General features: G+C 62.1%; 1 protein-coding gene. It reads right to left on the minus strand.

Annotated elements, in window-relative coordinates; translation table 11 throughout:
* Positions 1-245: 245 nt before the first annotated feature.
* Positions 246-5,057, minus strand: a 4,812-nt coding sequence (locus ACRESD_RS15100) for an amino acid adenylation domain-containing protein (protein WP_431751652.1), incomplete at its 5' end; no start/stop codon positions are given.

The raw sequence follows: 5,057 nt of genomic DNA on the forward strand, positions 1-5,057 counted from the left end.
GGATCAACCGATGCCTGGCCCTCTGCCTCGACCAACTCGGGTTTGGGCGTCTCAAAAGCATCTGGTAATGATTTGGGCATGTTGGAAGCTCCTTTTCAATGGACAGGAAATGCCAAAGCCCAGGTATTTTCCTGAGTGGCACCCCCCAATCACATCGTAAAAAAGCCACTGTTCCTACTGTCAGAATTCACAGTTCTGACCCGAAACACGGTGCTGGCCGACCAACGGACAACACCCATTTCGTCTTAAAGCCCTTCCAACTCAGCCATCAAATCACTCAACCGATCCACCTTCTCCGCACTGATCTCATTCGCCGCCAACCCATCAATATATTCAGCCAACTCCGCCACCGTGCTGCACTCGAACATCGCCCGCAGCGGCACATCCCGCTGCAACATCTTCTGCACCCGCGAGGCAATCTGCGTGGCCAGCAACGAATGCCCGCCCAGTTCGAAGAAGTTGTCCTGCACCCCGACCCTTTCGACTTTCAACACTTCGGCCCAAATTCCGGCCAGGGTGCTTTCCAGTTCGTTGCGCGGCGCCAGGTAGTCCTGGCTGTCCAACTGACCGATCTCCAACGCTGGCAGGGCCTTGCGGTCGAGTTTGCCGTTGGCGTTGAGCGGCAGGCGGTCGAGCCAGAGCCAGTGCAGCGGCACCATGTATTCCGGCAGTTCGGCGCGCAGGCGTTGCTTGATGCGGTCCAGGCGTTCACTTGGGTTGAGTACCGCATCAGCGGCCACGAGGTAGCCGACCAGATGCTTGCCGTTGGCGCCTTCCTGCACGCCGACAGCCGCGTCGCGGACTTCCGGTTGTTCATGCAGGCGCGCTTCGATTTCACCCAGCTCGATGCGGTAACCACGAATCTTCACCTGGTGGTCGATACGCCCGACGTACTCCAGCACACCATCACTGCGACGGCGCGCCAAGTCACCGGTACGGTAGAGACGCTCGCCCGGTGCGCCGAACGGGTTCGGCACAAACACAGGGGCGGTGCGCAATGGGTCGCTGACATAACCGCGACCGACGCCGGTGCCGGCCACGCACAACTCACCCACAGCGCCTTGCGGCACCAGTTCCAGTGCACCATCCAGCAGGTACAAGCGGTTGTTGTCGGTCGGCGTACCAATCGGCAGATAACTACCGCGAGTCGATGCCAGGTCGACGCGGAAGAACGCCACGTCATCCGAACATTCCGCAGGGCCATAGGCGTTAACCAAACCGATCTCGGGGTAACGCTGCAACCACTGGTGCGCCAGCTCCGGCGGCATGGCTTCACCCGTCGGCAGCATCCAGCGCAGGCCGTCGAGGCTGATGCGATCCTGGGCGAGCATGCCTTGGATCAATGACGGTACGCTCTCCAGCACCGTAATGCCTTGTGCCTGAACATGCTCTAGCAAACCTTGCGGATCATGGGCCAGCGCGTTCGGCACGATGTCCACCCGAGCGCCAAACAGCGGCGCGGCAAGGAACTGCCACACGGAAATATCGAAGCTTTGCGAGGCGGTCTGCGCGATCACGTCCGACTCGTTCAGTTGCAGGTACGGCACCTTGCTCAACTGGTTATTGAGCATGCCACGCTGTTCCACCATCACGCCCTTGGGCAAGCCGGTGGAGCCCGAGGTGTAGATGACGTAGGCCAGGTTGTCCGGGCCGCTGTAGATACCGGGATTTTCGCCACGTGCAGGTATTTCTTCCCACACCAGCAATTGGCAATCGAAACCGTCCAGCAACTCGATGGCCTGTTCGCGAGATGCTTCTGTGCACACCAGCAACGGCGTGCGGCTCAGGTCGATGATGCTGCTCAACCGCTGGCTCGGCAGCCCTGGGTCCAGCGGCAGATAACCGGCACCGGCCTTGAAGCTGCCGATGATCATGCCGAGCAGGTCGAGGTTACGCTCGGCCAGCAAAGCCACGGGTTGGTCCAGGCCCACACCCGCTGCAATCAGCGCGTGACCCAGGCCGTTGCTGCGGCGGTTCAGCTCGTCATAAGTCCACTGCTGGTCGAGGCAACTGGCGGCAACGCGTTGCGGATGCGCAACCACTTGGGCTTCAAACAGCTCGACATAGCTGCGTTCCAGCGGGTAGTCATGCTCGCTCTGGTTACAGCCATCCAACAGGAACTCGCGCTCCTGCTCGCCAATCAGCGGCAGGTCGGCCATGTCGCCGTGGAAGCCCTGCACCAACGCCAGCAGCAGGCGCTTGAACTCGCCCAGCATGCCTTGCACAGTGGTTTCGTCGAAGTAGCGCTGGTCGTAGGACAGATGCAAACCCAGGTCATCACCCGGGTAGCAAACGGCGGTCAGCGGGAAGTTGGTGTGGGTGCGACCGGAATCCGAGGTGGCATTCAAGCTTTGTGCACGGTCCAGCACCGAGACTTCCACCGGGGCGTTTTCGAACACGAACAGGCTGTCGAACAGCGGCTGGCCCTTGGGCAGTTCGCTGTGCTCCTGGATCGTCACCAGCGGTAGGTATTCGTACTCACGCAGTTGCATGTTGCTGTCGAGCAAACCGCTCAACCACTGGCGCACACTGCACGGTTGATCGTCCTCGGGCAATTTCACCCGTAGCGCGATGCTGTTGATGAACAGGCCGACGGTGCGCTGCATCTCGGGCATTTCCACTGGGCGACCCGCCACGGTGACGCCGAACAGCACATCACGCTCGCCGCTCAAGCGACGCAACACCAAAGCCCACGCCGCCTGGGCAAAGGTGTTGACGGTCAGTTGGTGAGCCTGGGCCAGTTCACGCAATTGCGCACCGTCGCGGGCATCGAGACGGGTGTAGCAGTCGCCCACCACCATGCCGCCGCTGTGGCCCGCGTGTTCACGCAAGAACGGGCGGTCGCTCGGGATCGGCGTGGTGCGTTCGAAGCCTTGCAGGTTCTGTTGCCACCACTGGCGCGCCTCATTCAGGTTCTGACGTTGCAGCCAGGCGATGTAGTCGCGATAGCGTGGCGGCGTGGCCAGTTGCGCGTCGCGACCTTCGCCCAGGGCCATGTAGATTTCGAAGAAGTCATTCATCAGCAACGAACGGCACCAGGCATCAATCAGGATGTGGTGGTTGCTCATCATGAACCAATAACGCGCTTCGCCGACGCGGATCAGGCGCAGGTGGAACGGTGCCCGGTTGAGCAGATCGAAACCGGCTTCACGTTCAGCCTTGAGCAAGGCTTGCAGACGCGGTTCCTGTTCCGCCTCAGGGTCGTTGCTCCAGTCCAGGTACTCAATGGGCGTACTGCCCGGCTTGTGGATCACTTGCAGCATGTCTTCGCCGACGTTCCAGCAGAACGACGCACGCAGGGCTTCGTGACGGGCGATCACCGCTTGCCAGGCCTGGGCGAAACGCTGCGGGTCCAGGGCGCTGTTAATGCGATAGCGGTCCTGCATGTAGTAGAGGCCGGTGCCCGGCTCCAACAGTGTGTGCAGTAGCAGGCCTTCCTGCATGGGGGTCAGCGGGTAGACGTCTTCGATGGCATTGGCCGGAACCGGCAAGACATCCAGTTGTGCCTGGGTCAGCTGCGCCAAGGGGAAGTCGGACGGTGTGAGGCCACCGGCATCGTCCTGGAGGCAGTGCGCGATCAGGCTTTGCAGTTCAGCCAGGTAACCGTCGGCCAATGCGCGGATGGTCTGCGAGTCGTGGCGTTCGCGACTGAACGTCCAGCGTAAGACTAATTCCCCGCCATACACCTGGCTGTCCACGCTCAGCTCATTGGGCAGCGGCGCATCCGGGTCATGGGCAGCGCCTGCCGACTCGTCCAGTGGATGGAACAGCGCGTCGGCACCGAAGCTCTGGTCGAACTGGCCGAGGTAGTTGAAGGTGATCGCGGCGCTCGGCAGGGCGGCCATGGTCTGCTGGCACAGGTCGTCCGCCAGATAACGCAGCACGCCGTAGCCCAAGCCTTTGTGCGGTACGCCACGCAGTTGCTCCTTGATCGCCTTGATCGAGGAGCCCTGCTCCTCGTGCGGGGTGAGGCGCAGCGGATAGGCACTGGTGAACCAGCCCACACTGCGGGTCAAGTCGATCTCGTCGAACAACGTTTCGCGCCCATGGCCTTCCAGCTGGATCAATGCCGAACCGTGACCACTCCAGCGACATAACACACGCGCCAGGGCTGTCAGCAGCAGGTCATTGACGTGTGTGCGGTAGGCACTCGGCGCCTGTTGCAACAGCTGGCGGGTAGACTCGGCATCCAGCCGCACGCTCACAGTATCGGCATCGCGGTTGCGCTGGGAACCGTGCGGGCGATCCACCGGCAACACCACTGCCGGACCTGCCAGTTGCGCCTGCCAGACACCCAATTCTTCACGCAGGGACTCGCTGCCGGCATACGCCTGCAAGCGTGCTGCCCAGTCCCGTAGCGCACTGGTCTTGGCCGGCAGGCTGACGGACTGGCCCTCGCTCAGTTGGCGGTAGACCGTTTGCAGATCCTCCAGCAACACCCGCCACGACACGCCATCGACCACCAAGTGATGGATGGCAATCAGCAGACGCTGCTGGCCTTGCGGGCCATCCACCAACAAGGCGCGCAGCAGCGGACCACGGGCCAGGTCAAGGCTGCGCTGGGTGTCGGTGAACAGCGCCGTGCACTGGTCCATATCGCGCACTTGCGCCTGCATCAGCACGCCGCCTTCGGGCACCGCCAAGTGCTCGGCGTGCCATTGGACATCACGCGGGGTGAAGCTCAAGCGCAGGGCGTCGTGGTGTTCCAGTACCGCCAGCAGCGCTTGCTCCAGGCGATGCGGGTCGAGCAGTTGCAGCGGCTTGAGCACCAGCGCCTGGTTCCAGTGCTGACGGTTCGGGATATCGGTATCGAAGAACCAGTGCTGGATCGGCGTCAGGCCAGAGCTGCCCGTCAACACGCCCTGCTCCGCTACAACCTGCTCCGAGCGGGTGGCGACGGCGGCCAGGGTTTGTACGGTCTGGTGCTGGAACAGGTCGCGAGGACTGAAATGAATCCCCGCCTGTCGCGCGCGGCTGACCACCTGGATCGACAAGATCGAATCACCACCCAGCTCGAAGAAGTTGTCGTCCAAGCCGACCTGCTGCACGTTCAACAC

Origin of the sequence: Pseudomonas sp., assembly GCF_050739995.1 — a bacterium.
Taxonomy (GTDB): domain Bacteria; phylum Pseudomonadota; class Gammaproteobacteria; order Pseudomonadales; family Pseudomonadaceae; genus Aquipseudomonas.